Source organism: Rhizobium ecuadorense (assembly GCF_001187535.1).
GTDB lineage: Bacteria > Pseudomonadota > Alphaproteobacteria > Rhizobiales > Rhizobiaceae > Rhizobium > Rhizobium ecuadorense.
Genome location: NZ_LFIO01001264.1, coordinates 1 through 249 on the forward strand (window position 1 = coordinate 1; position 249 = coordinate 249).

At 61.8% G+C, this 249-nt stretch carries 1 pseudogene; it reads right to left on the reverse strand.

What is annotated here, in order from left to right:
* Positions 1-249: pseudogene (locus tag AF337_RS26050) on the reverse strand (hypothetical protein); the annotation flags it as partial.

Sequence of the window (249 nt, forward strand, 5' to 3'; positions counted from 1 at the left end):
CGATCCTGGATCTCGCGCGGGATTACAGGCATGCTTTCGATGTCTTCCAGCGCAGCGGCGACAACCGAGGCCGCGCCATGGAATTCTGCCTTGGCACTTGCAGGCATCGCCAGCGTGAGTTCTCCTTGCTCGATATCCAGCGACTTTTTCGAAGCGATCGGCAACCGCGCCCGCAGCTCGAGGAGAATTCCCTTGACGCGGACCGAAGATCCCAGGGTCGCTGATGGCGGCAGCACCCACGTCCTGACC